General features: G+C 44.5%; 18 protein-coding genes. 5 read left to right on the top strand and 13 right to left on the bottom strand.

Annotated features, from left to right (window positions below):
- Nucleotides 1-4: 4 nt before the first annotated feature.
- The 3 genes from TW77_RS18070 to TW77_RS18060 all read right to left on the bottom strand — a co-directional run bounded on the left by TW77_RS18070 (nt 5) and on the right by TW77_RS18060 (nt 4,837).
- Nucleotides 5-3,247, bottom strand: a complete 3,243-nt coding sequence (locus TW77_RS18070) for a non-ribosomal peptide synthetase (protein ID WP_046006381.1) — start codon at nt 3,245-3,247, stop codon at nt 5-7.
- A gap of 175 nt (nt 3,248-3,422) precedes the next feature.
- Nucleotides 3,423-3,965 (bottom strand): hypothetical protein, encoded by a 543-nt coding sequence (locus tag TW77_RS18065; protein WP_046006380.1) that lies wholly within the window; start codon nt 3,963-3,965, stop codon nt 3,423-3,425.
- A 92-nt stretch (nt 3,966-4,057) separates the two neighbouring features.
- Nucleotides 4,058-4,837, bottom strand: a complete 780-nt coding sequence (locus TW77_RS18060; protein WP_046006379.1) for a phytanoyl-CoA dioxygenase family protein — start codon at nt 4,835-4,837, stop codon at nt 4,058-4,060.
- 642 nt (nt 4,838-5,479) lie between these two features.
- Between TW77_RS18060 and TW77_RS25810 the strand changes: the two genes are divergently transcribed.
- Both TW77_RS25810 and TW77_RS18050 read left to right on the top strand, forming a co-directional pair.
- Nucleotides 5,480-5,614, top strand: a complete 135-nt coding sequence (locus tag TW77_RS25810) for a hypothetical protein (protein ID WP_342626738.1) — start codon at nt 5,480-5,482, stop codon at nt 5,612-5,614.
- Nucleotides 5,615-5,941: 327 nt separating this feature from the next.
- Nucleotides 5,942-6,295, top strand: coding sequence for a TraR/DksA C4-type zinc finger protein (locus TW77_RS18050; protein ID WP_046006378.1), 354 nt, complete (start codon nt 5,942-5,944; stop codon nt 6,293-6,295).
- Here the strand turns inward: TW77_RS18050 and TW77_RS18045 are convergent.
- From TW77_RS18045 to TW77_RS18000, 10 genes are all read right to left on the bottom strand, one after another.
- Complete coding sequence (locus TW77_RS18045) at nt 6,282-7,319, bottom strand: hypothetical protein (protein WP_052713258.1); 1,038 nt, start codon at nt 7,317-7,319, stop codon at nt 6,282-6,284. The genes TW77_RS18050 and TW77_RS18045 overlap by 14 nt on opposite strands.
- Before the next feature lie 203 nt (nt 7,320-7,522).
- A complete protein-coding gene (locus TW77_RS18040; protein WP_046006377.1) occupies nt 7,523-8,785 on the bottom strand; it encodes a hypothetical protein in 1,263 nt (420 codons plus the stop codon).
- An 11-nt stretch (nt 8,786-8,796) separates the two neighbouring features.
- Nucleotides 8,797-9,411 carry an energy transducer TonB gene (locus tag TW77_RS18035; protein ID WP_021032687.1) on the bottom strand — a complete coding sequence of 205 codons (615 nt, stop codon included), beginning with the start codon at nt 9,409-9,411 and terminating at the stop codon, nt 8,797-8,799.
- Nucleotides 9,411-9,815 carry an ExbD/TolR family protein gene (locus TW77_RS18030; protein WP_010381814.1) on the bottom strand — a complete coding sequence of 135 codons (405 nt, stop codon included), beginning with the start codon at nt 9,813-9,815 and terminating at the stop codon, nt 9,411-9,413. Before TW77_RS18030 ends, TW77_RS18035 begins: the two co-directional genes overlap by 1 nt.
- 14 nt (nt 9,816-9,829) lie before the next feature.
- Nucleotides 9,830-10,354 carry a MotA/TolQ/ExbB proton channel family protein gene (locus TW77_RS18025; RefSeq protein WP_010381817.1) on the bottom strand — a complete coding sequence of 175 codons (525 nt, stop codon included), beginning with the start codon at nt 10,352-10,354 and terminating at the stop codon, nt 9,830-9,832.
- Nucleotides 10,354-11,718, bottom strand: coding sequence for a MotA/TolQ/ExbB proton channel family protein (locus tag TW77_RS18020; RefSeq protein ID WP_046006376.1), 1,365 nt, complete (start codon nt 11,716-11,718; stop codon nt 10,354-10,356). Before TW77_RS18020 ends, TW77_RS18025 begins: the two co-directional genes overlap by 1 nt.
- Nucleotides 11,719-11,724: 6 nt before the next feature.
- Nucleotides 11,725-12,495 (bottom strand): DUF3450 domain-containing protein, encoded by a 771-nt coding sequence (locus TW77_RS18015; protein ID WP_046006375.1) that lies wholly within the window; start codon nt 12,493-12,495, stop codon nt 11,725-11,727.
- Between the two features lie 395 nt (nt 12,496-12,890).
- Complete coding sequence (locus TW77_RS18010) at nt 12,891-13,538, bottom strand: CatA-like O-acetyltransferase (RefSeq protein WP_046006374.1); 648 nt, start codon at nt 13,536-13,538, stop codon at nt 12,891-12,893.
- 53 nt (nt 13,539-13,591) lie between these two features.
- Nucleotides 13,592-14,632: a Leu/Phe/Val dehydrogenase gene (locus tag TW77_RS18005; protein WP_046006373.1), complete on the bottom strand. Its 1,041-nt coding sequence runs from the start codon at nt 14,630-14,632 to the stop codon at nt 13,592-13,594.
- 773 nt (nt 14,633-15,405) lie between these two features.
- Nucleotides 15,406-16,932 carry a fumarate hydratase gene (locus tag TW77_RS18000; RefSeq protein WP_046006372.1) on the bottom strand — a complete coding sequence of 509 codons (1,527 nt, stop codon included), beginning with the start codon at nt 16,930-16,932 and terminating at the stop codon, nt 15,406-15,408.
- A 226-nt stretch (nt 16,933-17,158) separates the two neighbouring features.
- Between TW77_RS18000 and pabB the strand changes: the two genes are divergently transcribed.
- The 3 genes from pabB (at nt 17,159) to TW77_RS17985 (ending at nt 20,625) form a co-directional block, all read left to right on the top strand.
- Nucleotides 17,159-18,499 (top strand): aminodeoxychorismate synthase component I, encoded by a 1,341-nt coding sequence (gene pabB / locus TW77_RS17995; RefSeq protein WP_046006371.1) that lies wholly within the window; start codon nt 17,159-17,161, stop codon nt 18,497-18,499.
- Nucleotides 18,496-19,053: a CoA pyrophosphatase gene (locus TW77_RS17990; RefSeq protein ID WP_046006370.1), complete on the top strand. Its 558-nt coding sequence runs from the start codon at nt 18,496-18,498 to the stop codon at nt 19,051-19,053. Before pabB ends, TW77_RS17990 begins: the two co-directional genes overlap by 4 nt.
- A gap of 195 nt (nt 19,054-19,248) precedes the next feature.
- Nucleotides 19,249-20,625, top strand: coding sequence for an L-serine ammonia-lyase (locus TW77_RS17985; protein WP_046006369.1), 1,377 nt, complete (start codon nt 19,249-19,251; stop codon nt 20,623-20,625).
- Nucleotides 20,626-20,785 lie beyond the last annotated feature (160 nt).

Genomic DNA, 20,785 nt, shown 5'->3' with positions numbered 1-20,785 from the left:
TCCTTTATGACAAAGATTCCAACATCGCATCTATTTCTTCTTCTGATAAACTTTCTACCTGAGCCTCTAGCTGAGATAATGTTTGTGCTTGTTTATCAACTAACCGTTCAATTTTGTGACTTAACTGATTGAGCTCTAAGTTATCGAAGATATCGCCGAATGACAGGGTAATGTTAAACTCATCGTTGCACTGACTAATCAGCTTCATCATCATCAGAGAATCTCCGCCGAGTATGAAGAAGTCGTCGAACCGGCCTATTTCATTCGCTTCTTTGCCTAACAAATCGGCCCATAACTGCGAAATTCTAATTTCCAGCTCGGTGTTTGGTGGGACATACGAAGCGTTTGCAGGTTGCCAGTTTGGGTATGATTCTGGTGGCAAGAGTGCCAACTTATCTACCTTGCCATTTGTCGTCAGAGGAAAATGATCAAGACAAATGAAAGCAGTCGGTACCATGTAGCTTGGCAAAGTACGTTGTAAGCTTGATTTTATATTCGCCAGATACTCTTTTTGCGTTTCCTCATTTCTGCTATTGCATACCAGATAAGCAACGATTCTTTTTTGTTCTGGCACATCTTCCCTGAGTTGCACAACACAGTTTGAAATACCGTTTAGCTGGCTTATTTGTGCTTCAATTTCACCAAGTTCAATTCGATAGCCGCGTAGCTTGATTTGCTCATCAATACGGCCGATATACTCAAACTCTCCATTTGGAAGTAGCTTGGCTAAATCGCCTGTGCGGTAATACCGGGTCTTATTTTCAGACTCATAGAACTTTGCTTGATTTAACTCAGGCTTGTGGTAGTAACCCAAACTTACACCCGCACCACCTATCACCATTTCCCCGATACTGCCAACAGGAAGAATATTTCCGCCTATGTCTTGGATCTGAATATCTAAGTCACCTAAAGGTTTACCAATAATACTTTCTGAACTTGATGTGGCATGATATTTACTTATCTCTTTGTAAGTAGCATGCACCGTTGTCTCTGTCGTTCCATACATATTGATCATTTTTGGATGCTGATCAGAGTGTCTGGCAAACCAAGATTTTAGATTGGACGGTGTCAGTGCTTCACCTCCAAACACGACCCTTCTCAGAGAAAGTGAAGAACTCTGTTTAGCATCAGTATTATCAAAGGATAAAAATGCGCTTGGAGTCTGGCTCAAAATTGTTACGTTTTTATCAGCAATAATTTTGTAAAAATCAAATGGTGAACGCAGTTGTTGCTCGTTTATAAGCACCATTTTTCCACCAAATAATAAAGCCCCCCATATTTCCCACACCGAAAAATCAAATGCTAATGAGTGAGACACAGCCCAAATATCACTTTGCGTAAATTCAAATTCGGAATAACAGCTATCAAATAAGCGAAGAACATTATGGTGCGATACTTCAACCCCTTTAGGCTTTCCTGTAGAACCAGACGTATAGATAATATAAGCAGGGCTTGAAGCATTTAATGAATTAAGTACAAGCTCCTGTGATGATAGCTCTGACTGTGTCGTCAACTGAGATATAGTCAATGTCGGAATTGTCTGTAGACACTCTTTTCCTTCATATGCATCTTCAGTAATGATTAATTTCATTCCACTATCGGCGATTAAATACTCAATTCGTGAGTCTGGGGTTGCCGGGTCGATTGGAATATAAGTTGCACCTAGCTTTACGATAGCCAATATTGCCACTATTGATAAACATGAGCGGGATAAACAAAACCCAACTCGATCACCCTGTTCAATTCCGCGTTCACGCAAAGTATTAGTCAGAAAAGTGCTCCGCCTGTTGAGCTCTTCATATGTCATGACAAACCGATCACATTCCACTGCGACCGAGTCACCATATAGTTCCACTACCGAATGGAATTGTTCCGTTAGTGTATTATGACAAAACTGACTTGGGATCGGGGCTGGTCCTTTCGCTAACGCCTCTAACTCACGCTCAGATTGAAGAGGCAACTCAGATAATTTTGTGTCAAAACTTGTCTTCAGCCTATTCACCATAGCTGCGATAGCTCTATCCACAACGCCTATTTCTGAGTTACAGAAATAATTACTGTTATAGTTAGTCATCAGTTGCAAATCATCTTTCTCATGATAATCGAGAATCGCAATGGCTAACGGCATTTGCTCGTAGGGCTCTGGTACTCTTGAAGCTTTGTACTCTCCTCTCGCACATTTATGCTCTGAAGGGAAAGGCTCATATGATATTGTGACGTCAAATATGTGCTTACGGTTGTAAGAAATCGTTTTTAGCAACGAGTTGATTTCTGAAATTGGTAACTTTTGATAGCGGTAAACCTTAGCTAGCTTTCTAGCTACTCGCGTTACGAGGTCAGAAAAACGATCATTTTCAGGTACTTCTATTTTTAATGGGATAAGGCCTGAAAACATCCCAACGATTTTCTTGTGTTCTGCCGTCGTTCTATTGTGAACAGGTATACCTATTGTGACTTCGTTAAGCGCTTTTGATTTAGCAATAAACGCTACAACTAGCGCGAATAACGAATGTGCTAACCCGACACCCTGAGACTCTGCATGATTTCGTAGCTGCTCAACGTCATTTCGGCTGATAGAGCTAAAATTAGTGATGCTTGGAAAGGACTTTGACAAGCTTTTGTCTTTTGGTTTATACACTCTCGCTGGAATAGTCCTAAAATCTTCCTTCCAGAACTCTCTATCACGAGACGCTCGCTTTGAGTTAAGATATTTGGCGTCGCTTTCAATGAAACTCCTGTAATCCAGAGAAGAGCGAGGTTTTACTTCATTGCCGCCTATTAACGCGATAATGTCTTCCAACACTATTGCAGTTGATACGCCATCAACAAAGAGGTGATGGTACCCCAAACAAAGGATAAACCTATTTTCTGCATATTTTACTGCTATGGCACGCCAGCAATTCTGCTCTAGGTTATATGGCTCATCAAACTCCTTCTGGGCAGCTTTGAGAGCATGCTCCCGAGAAGTCTGCCCTTCCACTGACAGATCAATAAATCTGAACTCAGCTTCATGAGCATCGTTGACAACCTGGCTATATTCACCATCATTGTTAACTAAGCATGTTCTTAGCGCTGGGTGCAAAGCATTAACTTTCTTTACCGCATATAGAACATCTTTTTCATTGAACTCAAAGTGACAATCTACGTTACAACCAATATGATACTTTGGTACTTTCTCCCCGATTATATAATCATTAAGAACAGCCCTTTGAACAGAGGAAAGAGGGTACCCTACGTTACCTGACATAATTAATCCTTTTATGCTTTTAATTATATTTATTTTTAATTTTTATTTATTCTTATAACTAGCTTTATTTATACTTTTGTTTTTTACTTATTTTTTATTTCTCGAACCACCTCATTAAATTAACCCAGACAAATAAAACCTATCAAAAAACCATCACCCATCAGTAAAGTTACAATCAATCATAAGAAAAACAGTCATCAAAGTAATCAATATCAAACTCTTCATTAAGCCTAATTAACAGCATCACTCGGTATTTCTCACTGTTATTTATTACGTTATGTGGATGTTTAACATTAATAACCATTGCATCCTTACATAAGGCTGTGTCAGCTAAGTTCATAGCAGCTTCGTCTTCAAACCCCAAATAAGTCACTCCGTTAGGCAGTGAAAAAGAACGAGGTCTTTGACTTGTGGTGTAAAAATTCACTTGCGAATTTTCACAGTTAAGAATAGGAATATTTAAAGACCAATTAAGTTCTCCAGTATCCACATGAATGGGCATAGAGGACTCAGGTGACGTGATGTTAAGGGCAACACCTAAAACAGCATCATCGAGGCCAGATTCAGATAAAAAAGCGTTCAGCAATGGCAGTTCAGGAAGCTCAGGGTAATACAAATTACTTCCGTCAAAACTCAACAAACCACTCTCTTGCAAAATAAAACGGCTTTGATTAATAATTTCATCGAGATTATCAATGTGTAATTTTTTATAATACAAAACAACTCCAAAATAGAAATTTAGTGACTTAAAACACAACTAAGAGGGGGAGCTTTTAAATTAATTCATTCATAAATTAATGAAAAACTAACTCAATCGCATTCTTCAAGTTTCAATTCTTTTATATCTTTGGTGCACAAGAAATCGGGTCTAGGGCTTCGACTTTCAGGTCGGTTGGATATGGCGTTATAAGTTATTAAAAGTAACTGCCTATCGTTTAAAGAAGTATTTGGTTGTGAACTATGAACAACTTGAGGATCGAAAACGATAATATCCCCGGCATTTCCGGTAATATATCTTTTCCCATAGATATTAATTAAATTTGAAGAGACTTTTTCACTAATTGTGTAACTGAGTTGTTCTGAAACGTCTTGATCCCAACCTCCATCTGGAACTTCGACATCGGTTAACTCACCGAGCAAATGGCTCTTAGGAATAAAGCATAGCGGGCCTGACTCAAGCTCAACATCATCCAACAACACGCCTATATTAAGTAACTTTTGCTCCTTGAAACCGTCACCACGCTGCCAAAAAATAAAATCTTGATGCCAAGGCCAAGCTTTTCCTACTTTACTTTTTTTTGAATTTACCTTGAACTGGTGAACATAGCAGGGCTCATTGAGGTGCCCCATCGCTGTTTTGAGTAATGCCGGATGCCGGCATAAATCGGCAAAGAATTCATCAAACAAATGTAGTCCATGAATACCTCTGATTGTTTTTTGGTCGCTTTCATAAACCATTCCATCATGCTTTGCATCTACATAGCTGGAAAGGTTTTGCTTAATCTGATTTATCTCCTTTTGTGAAAAAACATTTGGTACCCAACTAAAACCATTAGCACCGACTTCTGCAACAATGTTATCAACTTTCATACAACTTCCTAGTCGCTATAACTTTAAAATTAAAGAAGAAACCCAACGATACAAAGGGCTCTACTTATTTTTACATTATAACAATAAAGGTACAACAAGACTATGTTAATCCCCCTCCAAAAAACATAAATTTTTGTCGTCTCGAGCAAGCTGCATGTTTAGCTATAAGCCGAGCACAACTTCTTTAAAGATTGTTTTTCGACCAAAATTATCAGGTCGCGTCCAGGATGGCTTTCTTAACTACTCTCTTTTTAACTCCATTTCTTAGCCGCTGTGAACCAGGCGATCCAGTATGGCTTCAGCTATCATCAAGCTCTTGATTAGAGAGTCACTTACAACCAAGTGACAATGATGGTGTTTGTAGTAGTTCAGACTTGGCCTGACAGTTACCCGTTTTCATTCGGTGACTGTCAGCCTAGATTTTCAGCTAACAGGACCTGAACAAATTAATCAGATCATCCGGGCTGTGCGCGAGGCAAAACCGCAAGACTAGGAAGTCAGTGCCAAAACTCGTCTTGGTTGTGATGGCGATTCAATCAGTACGGAAGTTGTCGATGCCCTGCAAAGTGCTGGCGCATCCAGCCTGGTGAACCATGCTCTTATCAAACGCGATGGCTATAAGCCAATGCCTATTGGGAGAAAATCACGCCGCTTCTTGAACGCCTGACTATTCCTGTCGTTGCCAATGGAGAAATTTGGCAGGTAGAAGGCGCTATGCGTTGCGCGCAGCGCCCGCGAAACCTAAAACTGGTCCGCGGTGCCCTGACTCTCCCCTAACCTGAGCAGCCCCCTAGTCGCAGGCCATAAATACCGTCCGCATGACTGGCAAGAAGTGGTCTATCATATATTGCACTCATAAATTCATCATGATCCTGAGATGGGAGGCAAGTACTTTTCATCGCGCCCTAAACAATGGCTTGGTTACTTAAAGTTACAGCACTCTCAAGCCCACACCCGATTTAATGAAATTGAACGCGTGAAAAGCAAAGACGACGTGATCTCTGTGCTGGATAAATACGCAAAGTCCCCCCTGCTTGATTCAAATCATAACAATGAGCCTGCTGCCTAATAGATAATGGATACTCAGAAAAGGAGAAGAGCGCCATGAATGAGAATTTAATGCATCACTATCAGGTAAAATTACAGGCTGAGCTCGACCAGATCCGGCATGAGTTTCTTGCGGATCTAAAACAAGCCAGTAACCACGCGACCGAGGCGTTGATCGATACCTTACAATCATCACCGCCACATGAATGGGTTGATATCGCAAGCGATCGGATCTGTCCGGGTCAGTTTCCTAACTTCGAACGCCTGGTGAAGGTTGAAGCGGCGATTTGTCAGATGGACATTGGCCAGTTTGGCTACTGCTGCGACTGTGAGAAGAAAATTGAAGACACCCTGCTGGCCGTTGACCCGGCTGCGCAAAGGTGCCTTGACTGTGTGGCTAAGAAGAAGTAATCCGGCTTAACAACGCAAAACTGGTCGCAGGGAAGAAAAGGATATCTTTAAGCACAACGAAGGCCTGGTCTTCATTCAGCGCTAACCTTGATTGCAGTGCCAACATAGCTTGTTTCTGCGACCAGGCAAAATAATGTACACCCAGATCCACTTCCATCATGGCTACGGCGAAAAGACGTTCACCGTTAGTGAGTATCTGCTCGCACTGGCTGGCCGTTTGCTGCAAAGACACAAACCCATCGCGCCAGTTAAGCCCAGCTCGCTTATCACACGCAGCTAATAGCTGGTGCACCAACGGCGGGTTCAGGCTGAAATTAACACGGGTTGCTCCCTCACGGGCTTCGCTTGCCAGGTTTTGTAACTTGCCGAGCAAAGCTTCTGGCGAGTTCACTGTACCGCTGTAAAAATTGAGCTTGCTTTGGTACCACTCTTTACCATTAGGCAGCTGGTACATGCCCAAAGATGATCTAACCCGGTAACTTGCCAAGTACTCAGCCAGGCTTTGCGCAGCTTTGGACTGTGTAGTTATATCAGACGTCAAGTAATCAAGTAACTGCTGTCTCTCAACCCGGTTCAGCACAATTTTACTTTCCCGGGCTTCATTAAGCCGTGCCTCAACATAGCCGTACCAGGCATCCATCTGAGACGATGCCACCTGATGCGCCTGTGCAATCACAGGTAGATTTAAATGTACCGGCCAGGGTAGGAAGCGCTCCGGATATCGCTGCTGTATAGACAGATACTGGGCTTCCTGCGCCGCTGTTTCAGCAAAATTATCAAGATCTGCGCGCAGCAATAAGTCGTGGCGCTTTTTTAAATAAGTTTCTGTAAATGGGAGCTCTAAAGAGCCTTCACCTTGGAGCGGCTTTCGGGTCTGAGACGCTGCCGGATATGAGAACCAATTAAGCTGGTTAAGTTGCTCAGATAGGTCTGTGTGCGAGAGCTTTACATGCGGCTCAGTACAGCCGCTGATCATCGTCAGCAACAGAAGTGCTGAGGAAACATAACGCAGAGAGGTTTTCATGTCAGTTTATCCACCTTGTTCACTTTGCAAAGATGCGCCAGGCATAGCTGCGCCTAATCTGCTCCGATTATAACAAAGAAAGTGAGGGGTTTTATCACTTAAATCAGTGTTCTATAGGTAAAGATTGAATTGATATATTCGAGGTAATGGGCCCTTTGTGAGCGCCCAAAAAGCAAAAAGCCCCTTGCGGGGCTTTTTCTGTATTAAAGGCTGATGCCTTTACGCTGTGCTTTCTCTTTGATGAAAGAGGCCCAGCTGCGAGCAAATTTGCGTGTTCTAGGATCTTCCTGAGCCTTAACAATCGCGGTGTATGCTTGCTTATACTTTTCCTGATACAGATAAGCTTCTGCCAGGTCAGAGTAGATTGTACCTTTCTTCTCAGAGCCCAGTTCTAACGCTTTGTTCAGACGAACAACCGCTGCACTGTACTGCTGGTCCTGAAGTAACAAACTACCCGCTTTGCGGAATAGCTCAGCATCGTCGTCAAACTTTGCTGCTTCTTCATAGTACTTAGCTGCATCGTTGATGTGCTTAGCCTGATGATAGTAGCTGGCAATGGCTGTAACGTTTTGCTTAGTGCGCTTAACCTTCTCCTCTTTGACCGACTTTTCCATCACCTTAGCGGCTTTGTATGGAATTTCGTTCAATGAGTAGTAGCTGCTCAGAATTTTGTAATGGTTTTCTTTTTCAAAATAACCATTCTGATAAGCCACTTCCATCACGGTCTGACCTTTTCTGTAGTCTTCCGTTTGCATGTAGAAGGAGCCCAACTGAGTCCACATTTTCGGGTCTTCCGGGAATAGCTTAACCAGTTCTTCAGCAACCTTAACGGCGTTTTTGAACTGTTTCAGCTCAAAGTAAGAACCAATTTTAAGCATGTAAAATGACTTGTTAGGCTCTTCTTTGTTAAGCGCAATCGCTTGGTCCGCAGGCTCAATAACATCTCTGTACTTTTTCAGCTCATAGTTGGCTTGAGCGATACGACCATAGACTTTAGCGTCTTGTTCACCGGTGAAATCCATCCAGTCATAGTAAGATTTCTTAGCACCTTCGTACTGCTCTGTACCAATCAGAAGGTCACCTAACAGCTTGATCAAGTCGCCCTGATCTTTGAAGTTCAATACGTCTGGCGCAATTGCCTGACGGATGTACTTAATTGCTGTTTGATACTCTTCTTTTTGAGCATACAGGTTACCCAGGTAACGATTTACCGTGGCGCGGTCAAACTCGTCAGACGCGTCAATTTCAAGCAATAATGCAATTGCTTCATCAACTTTGTCTTCATTGTACAAGTCAAACGCTTTAATAACCTTTTTACCAACTCGCTCACCCATAACCTTGGTTTTGGCATTTTTGCGCGCTTCGATCTTTGCAGGATCGGGAGCGGCGAATGCGGCAGTGCTTAAAGCACCACCTGCCAAAGACATCATCAGAGCAAGAGCTGTTGCTTTAGACATTTGCTTCATACCTTACTCCTTTAGTCTTGGTTAAGTTTAAAGTCAAGTTGTACAGTAATACCAGGTTGCTTTTGCGGCTTACCATCAACAATTTTAGGTCTGTATTTCCACTTGCGTAGCGCACGTTTTGCTTCGCGGTTGAAAATACGCTTTGGTTCAGCATCGATGATCTCAATGTCATCTACACCGCCCAGCTCATTGATAGTGAAGCGCAGCTGTACCCAGCCTTCTTTACCATCACGCGCTGCTTGAGGCGGATACTTAGGTTCGATACGAACGATAGGTGTTGCTTCACCGTCACGACCGAAATCACCAGGACCACTTAAACCACCAGCTGTGCCACCAATGTCGATGCTAGGCATGTTAAAGCCAATCGCACCTGCATTCGGGTTAGCATTCTCAGGCTGAGGCGGCTGCGGTTTAGGCGGCTGCTTTGGCGGTGGAGGAGGCGGAGGCGGTACACGCTTCCTCTCCTGCACATCTGATTCAGGCGGATTCGACATAATCTCGACTATGATCTCTTCCTTCTTATTGTCAGCCCTATCCGCTCCTCCTGAGATAAGATAGGACATAAAGAAGAATAAGCCGAAGGTTACTGCCCCACCTGCAAGAAGTGAAAACAGAAATCGAATCATCACTTAGCTCCAGCTATTGAAATCTTCAAGGCGTCGTCAGTTGCCTTAATCTGGTCCATTACCTTAACAACCACACCGTGTTTCGCGCCTTTATCCGCCTGGATAATAACGGTCTCGGTTTGTTGCTCAGCTAACAGATTTTCAAGGTTCGCACTTACACGCTCAACATCAACCTGACGCTTGTCCATCCAGATCTCACCGTTTTCACGGATAGCGATAAAGATGTTCGCATTCTTAGTTTGTTGTGCCTGCGCAGCTTTTGGCTTTTTAACTTCAATACCGGCCTCTTTAACAAAAGAGGTAGTAACGATGAAGAAGATCAACATGATGAATACGATGTCAAGCATCGGGGTCATGTCTACTGCTGCTTCTTCTTCCTCACGAAAACGTTGTTTACGTGCCATAATAAAATCTCTCTCTAGTGATGTGGCAAGCTATCAATTAGTTTCTCTTTAGCCATCTTTGCTCTCGCTTCAAGACGGGTGCTAAAGAATACACCTGATAGTGCCGCAACCATTCCAGCCATTGTTGGTATCGTTGCCATTGAGATGCCTGAGGCCATCAATCGAGGGTTACCCGTACCTTGTGTAGCCATGGTTTCGAATACCGAAATCATACCTGTCACTGTACCTAGTAGACCGATTAACGGACACATTGCAACCAATGTTTTGATAATCAACATGCGCTCATCTAATTTTTCAGACGCTTCAGAAATCCATGCATCGCGGATTCTGTGTGCGTACCAAGATGTAGTATCTTGGCGGGCATCCCATCTGCTTACTATTCCCTTTTTAATTTTAGGAAATTCAGCTAATAGGAACCAATAGCGCTCAATCATTAATACCCACATTAGAAAGAGTGCTATTGCGACCACGTATAATACATCGCCGCCTGTAGCAACAAAATCCCTGATAGATTCCCACGTCTCCACCAGGACTAGCATTATGCTCTCTCCTTCTCCGCGTGCGCAGCAACGATACCCGCGCTTTGCTCGTCAAGAATGTGTAGGATAAATTTACTACGACCCGCAACGATAGCGTGAAGTAGGATTAGCGGTAGCGCAGCAATTAGACCAAGCGCAGTAGTAACAAGAGCTAGAGAGATGTTACCTGCCATGATCTTCGGATCACCAGTACCAAATAGTGTGATTGATTCGAAGGTTTTGATCATACCAACAACCGTACCTAGTAGACCTAGTAGCGGTGCGATAGCAGCAAGGATCTTGATGATGTTGATACCAGCATCGATGCGAGGTGTTTCACGCAAGATTGCTTCGTCAAGCTTAAGCTCAAGGTTTTCAACGTCTTGGTTCTTGTTGTCATGGTATACTTTCAAGATACGGCCCAGTGGGTTGTTATCACTTGGGTTGCTTGCATTCTTGATTTGCGCTTTGATCTTCGCACCAACCAGCATTAGGTCGATGAAACGAACAACAGCGATTAATGCACCCAGTGCCAACAATGCCGTGATGATGTAACCTACTTCTTCACCCTGGTGCCAACGTTCTTCAACAGTTGCACGCTGAGTGTTCAGACGTAGGATAGCACCACGCGTTGGGTCAACAACGAAAGGCGTGTACTGGCTAGCAGACGTGTTCAGAAGATCAGCAACAGTGCCAAGAACGTCTGAAGAAGGTTGCTTACCTAGTGGTACGATTTGCTTGTTTTCTGCATCGTAAATAACGTAACCGTCTTTAGTTACCAGGTTGAAGTTACCAACACGTGTTACTTGTTTAACATTGATATCGCCGCTCAGCTCAGCTACTTCTGATTCAAAAGTAGAAACCTTCGCAGACTCAGTCATTTCAGTTTGGAACGCAATCCAAAGCTCTTCCAACTCGCGAGTAGTTGGTAGTTCTTTAGCTGCAGCCAGTGAACGAAGTACTTCTGAACGTCCAGGCTTTTCAGCACTGATGATAGACGCTTCGATTGCACCGATTGCTTCAGCAGCATTACGACGTACCACACCGAACATCTCACCCAGAGTACCCTGTGCGTTTACAAGCTCAGTTTCTTTCTCAGCTAGTGTAACTTCGTTTTGCTTGAATTGCTTGTTAAGACGCTCGCCACGTGCTTTTTCAGCAGCCAGGTCGCGCTTAGCTTTGTTCAGCAAAGCTTGCTTGTCAGCACGATCTGACAGGAACTCTTGTTCACGAGCTTTGTTGATTTTACCTTCAGAGATACGGTTCTGCTTTACTTGCTCAAGGATTTTATCCAGAGACTCAGTGCTAGCGTGTGCGTTCAGCGCGCCACCAGCAGAAACTGTTAATGCTGCAGCAACGGCAAAACCTTTAAATAGTTTCTTCATGTTTTATTACTCCGCGCCGAAAATAGGTAGTTTAACTAGTTCTGGGGCAGCCTGACCACGTGCAATACGGATCATGTCTTTGACAGGCTTCAGGTATTCCTCACCTAGCTGATCCCACTGCTTGCTGCTGGTATTCCAAACCCATGCATGCTTCTGGTCAAAAGACTGAGCAACATAAGCGATACGACCCAGACGGGCGAAGTCAACATTAATGTTCTTACCGCCTACTTCAAGTGAACCTTGAGAAGCAACCATTGCTGAACCGTAGTTAGTTTCAATGCTGTATGCTTCAAGTACCTGACGGTATTTTTCAGACGTCGTTACTTTCGCGTTAGTTAGCGTTTCACGAAGTCTTTCGATGCGTTCTAGACGCTTTTCAGTATCAAACGGCACGTCCGCTTTGATGAATTGCTCGAGTGTATCAATCATGCGATACATCAAAGGCACAACGTCTTGCTTAGTTTTATCAACCGTCGCGATCTGACGTTCTAGAGATTCGATATTTGCATTTTGGTCTGCAACCAAACGTGCTACGTGATCGTTGTAAACTTTCAGAAGTTCTGTTTCGTCAACAATTCCACGGTATTCAGCTACCATTTCGATAGTTTGACCGTAGATACCATCAATCTTGTCTTGAGACTTTTTAGCAGCCGTTTGAGTTTGCTGACCTACTTTTTGTATGTCATTCAAAGGATCTGCCATCACATTGCTGCTTGCAATTGCCGCTGCGCCAAAAAGCGCTGAAGCTACAAGGCTCTTTCTGATTTTAACAGACATAGTTCCCAACCAATTAAGTAATGTTACTTTTATAATTTTTGCACTCTCTATGAGAGTACCCCGGATACTTTTAGCAGTATCAACCGTGCAATAATGCTAAATGCTATTGCCCATGTCAACTTCATGTTTAAAACAATTTTTGCTTGTCGCGATGAAATAAATTGAAATAAAACATTGTATTAACAAGGAAACCAAGAATAAAAACCTTAAGCACTTATATTTCATACACAAAGCAACTTTATTTACATTTTATTACAGCCATTTTGGCCTGAACATCGACCTTTATTTTGCACAATCACGGGCTCAATTTCATTTTTAATATCAAGCTACTAGGCACAATCTGAACACTTAATGTTCACTTTTACGCAACAGCTAATTCAGTTACGTATGAGCGTTTAGGCTAATAACTGTTCAGACAGTATTTTGCACTGTGTTTCTATTTCCTGGATAAATTCTGCTACATGCAATCCGTCCATCAACCCGTGATGTACCTCAACTGAAAATGGCAATTCACCGGTTTGTGGGTCAAGTTTGCCGAACACACATTTTGGAATGCCCAGGTTATCTTTTGCATTTCGGGCATGACTAAAGCTAGTAAAATCGAACCACGGCAAAATGGATAGATAAAGTTGCTGCGGATTATCGCTAGTTGCCAAAAAATGTTCACTTACCAAGGGCTGCTCAAGAAACGCCTTTTTCTGTGCATCATTATTTTTAATGTAGTCGTGGATATCCTCACAAGCAACCAAAGGCACAAATCGGAAGCTTCTGTCTTCGCGCAAAAACACGCAACTCATGTCGACTTTGTCAACAACGTAAGGACGCCTATTGACTATACGGTAACGAATGGGTGCGTAGTTTTGGCAAGCTTTGCTCAGACAATATAAATAGCTATAGGTAAACGACAGCTGCCGTTGCTTACACAGAGTGTATAGTGAGCCTGTTTTAAGGCGGGTGGTAATACTAAAATAGGGCTGCTCAAAACCGAGGTAAAAATCAAAGTGTTCGGCCCTGGACCAATCTGATGAGGTGAGTTGTTTCATAATTCAATATAGAGGGAGATATACCCCTCTATATTGATAGGTTCATGCAAAGATTACAAACCGTTTGCGATGATCTCCTGTGCAAGCTCGTCGGCAATCAGGTGCGTTGATTTTTGTTCAGCATCAGAGCGAACAAAGATCTCTGTCAAAGTGTCGTAGATACCTTCAACATGTTTGGTCGCCGCAGCCTCACTATAGCCTTCCGGTTTAGTTTCGTAGTATACGTTGATAATGCCGCCGGCGTTGATAACGTAATCTGGTGCATAAAGCACGCCCTTCTCACGCAAGATCTCACCATGTCTTGATTCAGCAAGCTGATTGTTCGCACAACCCGCGATAATGCTGGCTTTAATACGAGGAATAGTTTCATCGTTTACTGTAGCACCCAGTGCACAAGGGGCATAAACATCAACATCCAGGTCGTAGATTTCGTCAATGCTCACAGCCGTTGCACCAAAGTCACTTACAACTCGATCAATCGATGCCTGGTTAATATCAGTCACATACAGCTCTGCGCCCGCTTCATGCAGATGCTTACATAAAGTATAAGCAACCGCGCCTAAGCCCTGCACCGATACTTTTACACCAGATAAGTCCTGATGGCCATGTTTGTGCTGATAAGCCGCCTTAATGCCCAGGAATGTACCCAGTGCAGTAAAAGGTGACGGGTTACCACTTTTACCTTCAAGACCCATTACATAATTAGTTTCTTTATGCATGGTCATCACATCGCCTGTGGTGATGTTCACATCTTCAGCTGAGTAGTAGCTACCGCCAAGACGCTCAAGGTGTTTGCCAAAGGCTCTGAATAAAGCTTCAGATTTGATTTTCTTAGCATCACCGATGATCACAGATTTACCACCACCAAAAGGCAGACGGGCAACGGCATTCTTGTAAGTCATCCCCTTTGACAGACGCAATACATCGTATACAGCATCAACATCATCTGCATAGTCCCACAGACGACAACCACCAACCGCCGGACCCAGCTTAGTGTTATGAACAGCAATGATTGCCTTCAGGCCCGATGCCTCATCAGAACAAAAAACCACTTGTTCGTGGTTATCAAATTCAACTTGGTTAAATACAGCCACTTTGTTTGTTCTCCGTTATAGACTGACTTTGAGTCAGATAGCGCTGAAATTCATCGAACTGTATCACTAACTCTCTAACCAATCCACAATATGAGTTGATATTGACTCTAAAAGCGTTAAAGCTGCCTGCATGATACATTAAATAGCCATATATTGACTTGATTATGCGCACGATTGGATTATATCAGTTTAATTCTTCAGTATTTTTACGGATCATGCAGGTTATTCTTTACGTAAACGTAAACACCCTCGTTTATGTATGAATATTTTTACGGTTATAAGAGGTCTGATGAGAAACCAGAGTCAACTCATCATTTCATAGCTCCTATCAGGAGCGAGCGGTCTTCTATCCGTATCCAAGTCACAGCAAAATAGCAGAAAACGCTTGATTAAATATTATATTGTATACAAAGTGATATTCTTGGTAATGACCAAGTTCACTAATAATAACTTTGTAAGGATATAAAAATGAAACTTCAATTGACTAAAAAACCGCTAAAGTTGCTTAAACCTAATCAAGTTGTATTTGATGGTGACAAAACAAGGCTTGTTGCGGGAGGTGGATTACCAGGTATAACTGAGGGGTCTAACTGCGCAAGAATTACCTATAATTCGCAGTGTTGTAACTAGCAGCAGTATAAAGAAAAATGGCGCTTGAAACTGGCTAGCTGATACACTATTGAGTGGTACTCTGAGAAAATTAATGAATCACTTGCTTGGGAATAGCGTGGTTAAAGGGCGGTATTTTACCGCCCTATTTGATCAGCTTTGCTTTAACTAAGCTTGCTATCCAGCTCTTCAATTTTGGCTTTCCAGATAGCCGGGCCCTGAGTATGGGCGTTCACTCCGTCGCTGTCTACAGCGACAGTTACTGGCATGTCCTCTACTTCAAATTCGTAGATTGCTTCCATGCCCAGATCTTCAAACGCCACCACTCTGGCTTTCTTAATCGCTTTGGCTACAAGGTAAGCAGCACCACCCACAGCCATCAGGTAAACCGCTTTGTTTTCCTTGATAGATTCAACCGTTGCCGGGCCACGCTCTGCTTTACCAATCATACCGATCAGGCCGGTTTTTTCTAACATCAGATCGGTGAATTTATCCATACGAGTCGACGTTGTTGGACCAGCAGGGCCTACAACTTCATCGCCAACGGCATCAACAGGGCCTACGTAATAAATGAACTTGTTAGTCAAGTCGACGCCTTCAGGCAAACCTTCGCCTGAATTAATCATATCCTGTAAACGTTTATGTGCGGCGTCACGGCCAGTCAGGATCTTACCAGACAAGAGAACGGTCTCGCCCATTTTCCAGTCTTGAATATCGTCTTTGGTGATCTCATCGAGGTTAACACGGCGCGTATCTTCACCCACTTCCCAGGTCACTTCTGGCCAGTCTTCCAGCTTAGGCGCTTTCAGATCAGCAGGACCCGAGCCGTCTAGCGTAAAGTGCACGTGACGGGTTGCGGCACAGTTAGGGATCATCACAACGGGCTTAGAAGCGGCATGTGTTGGGGCTGACTTGATTTTAACATCAACAACCGTAGTCAAACCGCCCAGGCCCTGTGCACCAATACCGAGTTTGTTCGCACGCTCAAAAATTTCCAGGCGTAGTTTTTCTTCTGCCGTTTGCGCACCACGCTCCATTAGCTCGTGGATATCCACCGGATCCATCAGCGACTCTTTTGCCAGTACCGCAGCTTTTTCAGCCGTACCACCAATACCTATTCCCAGCATGCCAGGCGGACACCAGCCAGCCCCCATAGTTGGTAAGGTTTTCTCTACCCAGGCAGCAACATCGTCTGACGGGTTCAACATCACCATTTTAGTCTTGTTCTCAGAACCGCCACCCTTAGCAGCGATCATCACTTCTACTTCAGCGCCTGGTACCATATCGATATGCACAACAGAAGGCGTATTGTCTTTGGTGTTTTTACGTGCACCAGCGGGATCTGCAACAATAGACGCACGCAACGGGTTATCCGGATTAGTGTAAGCACGACGTGTACCTTCATCCACCATTTGCTGTACAGTCAGGTCCGTCTTGTCCCATTTAACATCCATACCGACCTTTACAAAACAGGTCACAATTCCGGTGTCCTGACACAATGGACGTTTGCCCTCTGCCGACATACGGGAGTTAATTAAGATCTGCGCAATGGCATCTTTGGCAGCTTTACTTTGCTCTTTGTCGTACGCTTTTTCTAAAGCCTGAACAAAATCCAGCGGGTGATAATAAGAAATGTATTGCAATGCATCTTCGATGCTGTCAATGAAGTCTTGCTGACGAATAGTACTCATGACGGTTCCTTTATTCTCCGGCCTGTGACGAGGCAAACCGGTGTTTATTGAGAGGCGCGATTATATACCATCTTGCCAGGCGTGAGTATCGCTATCACAGATTAGCGACTAAAGTCCTGTACTTATATAGAGAGACCAAGATGGGATACAATCAAACACGCTATGGATTCAATGACAATTATGATACCCTCCTCGCCCGTTTCGGGCTAGCATTCGGGTTCAGTTAATGATAAATCCAGGTAGTAACACCATTGAACTAGACATTTCTTTGTCAACCATTGAGGTATTCAATACCCTCGCCTCTCAGCCGCTGGCAATCTTGCTCGACTCCAGCGATGCCAGACACGAGAATAGCCGGTTTGATATCATGAGTATCAAGCCCTTGTGTGTACTCGAAGCCAGGTCGGGCCAATTCTATCTTGATGGTCAACATGTTGAGCAAGACGGTTTCTCCTTAATGCAAGAGAAACTGGCGCAGCTGGACACCACCTCACATACTGACGTGCCCTTTAGTGGTGGCTGGCTTGGCTATTTTGGCTATGATCTCGGCAGATATATCGAGACTATGCCCCAAAATGCAGTGCAAGACATTGCATTGCCAGACATGATAGCCGGCCTTTATCCGGATGCACTGATCCACGATAACCTGCTTAACCGCTGGTACTTTGTTACCCAGCCAGGCTATAACCGGCTCAGTACTTACCGCTCACTCATAGAAAAGCATCCTGCTGCAAACGAATCATTTACACTGACCAGCGACTGGCAGGCGAATATGACGCAGGCTGAATATGCCGACAAATTTGCCAAAATCCATGCGTATCTGAAAAGTGGCGACTGTTACCAGATAAACCTGGCGCAAAGATTTAGCGCACGCTATCAGGGTTCACCCTGGCAGGCCTATAAAACTTTACGCGCCAACAACAAAGCACCTTTTTCCGCATTTATAAACCTGGGGGATGATGCCATTATATCTGTGTCACCAGAGCGCTTTATCTCAGTGCGTCAGGGCCAAATTGAAACCAAACCCATCAAAGGCACCTTACCCAGATTGGCAGACCCGCAAGCCGATGCACAGCAGGCTGCCACCTTACAACGCAGCAGCAAAGATCGCGCTGAAAACGTGATGATTGTAGACCTTTTACGCAACGATCTTGGTAAAGTTGCCAAACCTGGCAGTGTGCAGGTGCCTAAACTCTTTGAAATCGAAAGTTTCCCCGCAGTACACCACCTGGTTAGTACGGTTACGGCTCAGCTGGCCGAGGGAAAAACCGCAGTCGATCAACTCAAAGCTGCATTCCCCGGTGGCTCCATCACCGGCGCACCTAAGATCCGCGCAATGGAAATCATTGAAGAACTGGAGCCACACAGACGCAGCGCCTATTGCGGCTCGATTGGTTATCTCAGTGCCTGTGGGGCGATGGACACCTCAATCACGATCCGCACACTGGTGTGCCACCAGCAAAAAATTTACTGCTGGGCCGGTGGAGGGATTGTCGCAGACTCGGACTGTGAGTTAGAGTATCAGGAGACATACCACAAGGTGAATAAGATACTGCCCATTCTATGAATCTACAACACGTGATCAGCCGCTTCAGTCTGGGTGGCTCAACCCTGACGCCGGTTTCGGGGCAAGGTCAGGAAAGTGCCGTTTTAGTGCCACTGCTTGAAGTGGATGGCGAGGCATCAATGCTGCTATGCAAGCGCAGTGCTCAACTGCGCAGCCACCCTAGTCAATTGTGTTTTCCGGGTGGTAAAGTCGAATTGCAGGATACCTCAGTGATCACCACTGCACTGCGCGAAAGCCAGGAAGAAATCGCCCTGGATCCGCAGCAGGTTAACCCCGTTGGCGTATTGCCTTTGCACACCACTCTCACCGGCTTTCGCATCACGCCTGTATTGGCTGTTTTAGACCGTAATGCCAGCTGGGAAACACAAAGTGACGAAGTCGAACACGTGTTTACCCTGCCGCTTTCGTTACTTGCACAACAACATGCCTGGCAACCTGTTCAAACCCAGTTACGCGGCAAAACAGTGACTTTCGACGGCCTGATGACTCAGCATGGTCTGCTCTGGGGCGCGACCGCCAAAATAGTTCAACAACTCCTCATCCGAGTGGCCTGACCAGTGTACAAGTACCGCCAAATAACAGGCTAAATAAATGAGTTTGCGCACATAAAAGCACTTTTCACCGCAAACTGCTAATTGTGACCTTTAGCCCAACCAAAACTGTATACAATTTTGCTGTGAAATGGGTTACTTATGCAATAATTAACGTTATGATGTGCGCCCGTTCAGAGGCAATGTTGAGTAGAGTTTATGATTAGTGCATTTGATATGTTCAGTATTGGTATTGGGCCTTCCTCTTCCCATACTGTCGGACCTATGCGTGCTTCGCGCCTGTTTGTAAAAGACCTGCAGGACAACAACATAATTGATCAAATCACATCAGTGAAAGTAGAGCTATTTGGCTCACTGGGCCAGACTGGCATCGGCCATGGCTCCGGTAAAGCAGTGATCCTGGGCCTGGCAGGATACGATCCCGAATCAGTAGATGCGGATCAAGTGCCCCAGATCCTGGATACCATTGAGCGTGAGCAAGTAATTTACCTGGACAAAACCCACAAAGTCGCTTTTCCCAAGCAAGGCGCCATTGTTTTCCATCGTCGTAAAACCCTGCCAAAACACTCCAATGCAATGGAGCTGCAAGCATACGCAGGTTCTGAGCTGGTGCATAGCCAGATCTATTACTCGATAGGCGGTGGCTTTATTGTTACAGATGAGCAGTTTGATGCAGAAAAACAAGCTGCACTGGATATTCGCGAGCAAAATCCGGCCCCTTACCCTTTTGAAAATGCGCAGCAATTGCTGGAGATGTGTAAAGAGACAGGCCTGAGCGTGTCTTCACTGATGATGCACAATGAGAAAACACTGCGCAGCGAGCAGGAAATCAAATCCGAGCTATTCCATATCTGGGAAGTGATGAAAGCCTGCACAGAACGCGGCATGCGCACCGAAGGTATTCTTCCCGGTGGCTTAAAAGTAAAACGTCGTGCACCCAGTTTGTATTTAAAGCTTAATGTTGAGAACAGCAATGATCCGCTTCGAGCCATGGACTGGGTTGACCTGTTCGCACTGGCCGTGAATGAAGAAAATGCGGCGGGCGGCCGTGTCGTCACAGCTCCGACTAATGGTGCAGCCGGGATCCTGCCTGCGGTGCTTATGTATTACCATACATTCATCAAAGAAGTGGACGCTGAAATTGCCACACGATACCTGCTGACAGCGGCCGCAATTGGTATTTTGTATAAGAAGAATGCCTCTATCTCTGGTGCCGAAGTAGGCTGCCAAGGCGAAGTGGGTGTGGCCTGCTCTATGGCAGCAGGGGCACTTACCGAGATCATGGGTGGTAACGTGGTCCACGTAGAAAATGCCGCTGAAATTGGCATGGAGCACAATCTGGGGCTGACGTGTGATCCGGTTGGCGGGCTGGTACAGGTGCCCTGCATTGAACGCAACGCCATGGGTGCAGTAAAAGCCATCAACGCTTCACGCCTCGCAATGCGCGGTAGTGGTGAACAGAAAGTCTCTTTAGATAAAGTGATCAAAACCATGCTCGATACGGGTAATGACATGAAAACCAAATATAAAGAAACGGCACGTGGTGGACTGGCAGTTAATATTATCGAGTGTTAACCAGCAAAATCTGCAGTTAAAAAAGCCGCAATTGCGGCTTTTTTATTGTCTATTCGTACCAATTTGCTTAATTAAGTGTTCTATTCTGAGGCGAGAAAATATCGTCGATAACAAGGCAAAAATTTTGCTATTTAGTTGCTCTAAATGAGAAATTTTTAAC

Source organism: Pseudoalteromonas rubra (assembly GCF_000967655.1).
GTDB classification, from domain to species: domain Bacteria; phylum Pseudomonadota; class Gammaproteobacteria; order Enterobacterales; family Alteromonadaceae; genus Pseudoalteromonas; species Pseudoalteromonas rubra_A.
Note: the sequence above shows the minus strand (reverse complement) of the source record. Positions and strands in the feature narration are given on the sequence as shown.

Excerpts from the sequence above, each read along its gene's own strand:
- TW77_RS18000 (WP_046006372.1), bottom strand. The coding sequence starts at position 16,932 with ATGAGTACTATTCGTCAGCAAGACTTCATTGACAGCATCGAAGATGCA.
- TW77_RS17985 (WP_046006369.1), top strand. The coding sequence starts at position 19,249 with ATGATTAGTGCATTTGATATGTTCAGTATTGGTATTGGGCCTTCCTCT.
- TW77_RS18020 (WP_046006376.1), bottom strand. The coding sequence starts at position 11,718 with ATGAAGAAACTATTTAAAGGTTTTGCCGTTGCTGCAGCATTAACAGTT.
- TW77_RS18070 (WP_046006381.1), bottom strand. The coding sequence starts at position 3,247 with ATGTCAGGTAACGTAGGGTACCCTCTTTCCTCTGTTCAAAGGGCTGTT.
- pabB (WP_046006371.1), top strand. The coding sequence starts at position 17,159 with ATGATAAATCCAGGTAGTAACACCATTGAACTAGACATTTCTTTGTCA.
- TW77_RS18015 (WP_046006375.1), bottom strand. The coding sequence starts at position 12,495 with ATGTCTGTTAAAATCAGAAAGAGCCTTGTAGCTTCAGCGCTTTTTGGC.
- TW77_RS18025 (WP_010381817.1), bottom strand. The coding sequence starts at position 10,354 with ATGCTAGTCCTGGTGGAGACGTGGGAATCTATCAGGGATTTTGTTGCT.
- TW77_RS18030 (WP_010381814.1), bottom strand. The coding sequence starts at position 9,815 with ATGGCACGTAAACAACGTTTTCGTGAGGAAGAAGAAGCAGCAGTAGAC.
- TW77_RS18060 (WP_046006379.1), bottom strand. The coding sequence starts at position 4,837 with ATGAAAGTTGATAACATTGTTGCAGAAGTCGGTGCTAATGGTTTTAGT.
- TW77_RS18045 (WP_052713258.1), bottom strand. The coding sequence starts at position 7,319 with ATGAAAACCTCTCTGCGTTATGTTTCCTCAGCACTTCTGTTGCTGACG.
- TW77_RS18040 (WP_046006377.1), bottom strand. The coding sequence starts at position 8,785 with ATGAAGCAAATGTCTAAAGCAACAGCTCTTGCTCTGATGATGTCTTTG.
- TW77_RS17990 (WP_046006370.1), top strand. The coding sequence starts at position 18,496 with ATGAATCTACAACACGTGATCAGCCGCTTCAGTCTGGGTGGCTCAACC.
- TW77_RS18035 (WP_021032687.1), bottom strand. The coding sequence starts at position 9,411 with ATGATTCGATTTCTGTTTTCACTTCTTGCAGGTGGGGCAGTAACCTTC.
- TW77_RS18050 (WP_046006378.1), top strand. The coding sequence starts at position 5,942 with ATGAATGAGAATTTAATGCATCACTATCAGGTAAAATTACAGGCTGAG.
- TW77_RS18010 (WP_046006374.1), bottom strand. The coding sequence starts at position 13,538 with ATGAAACAACTCACCTCATCAGATTGGTCCAGGGCCGAACACTTTGAT.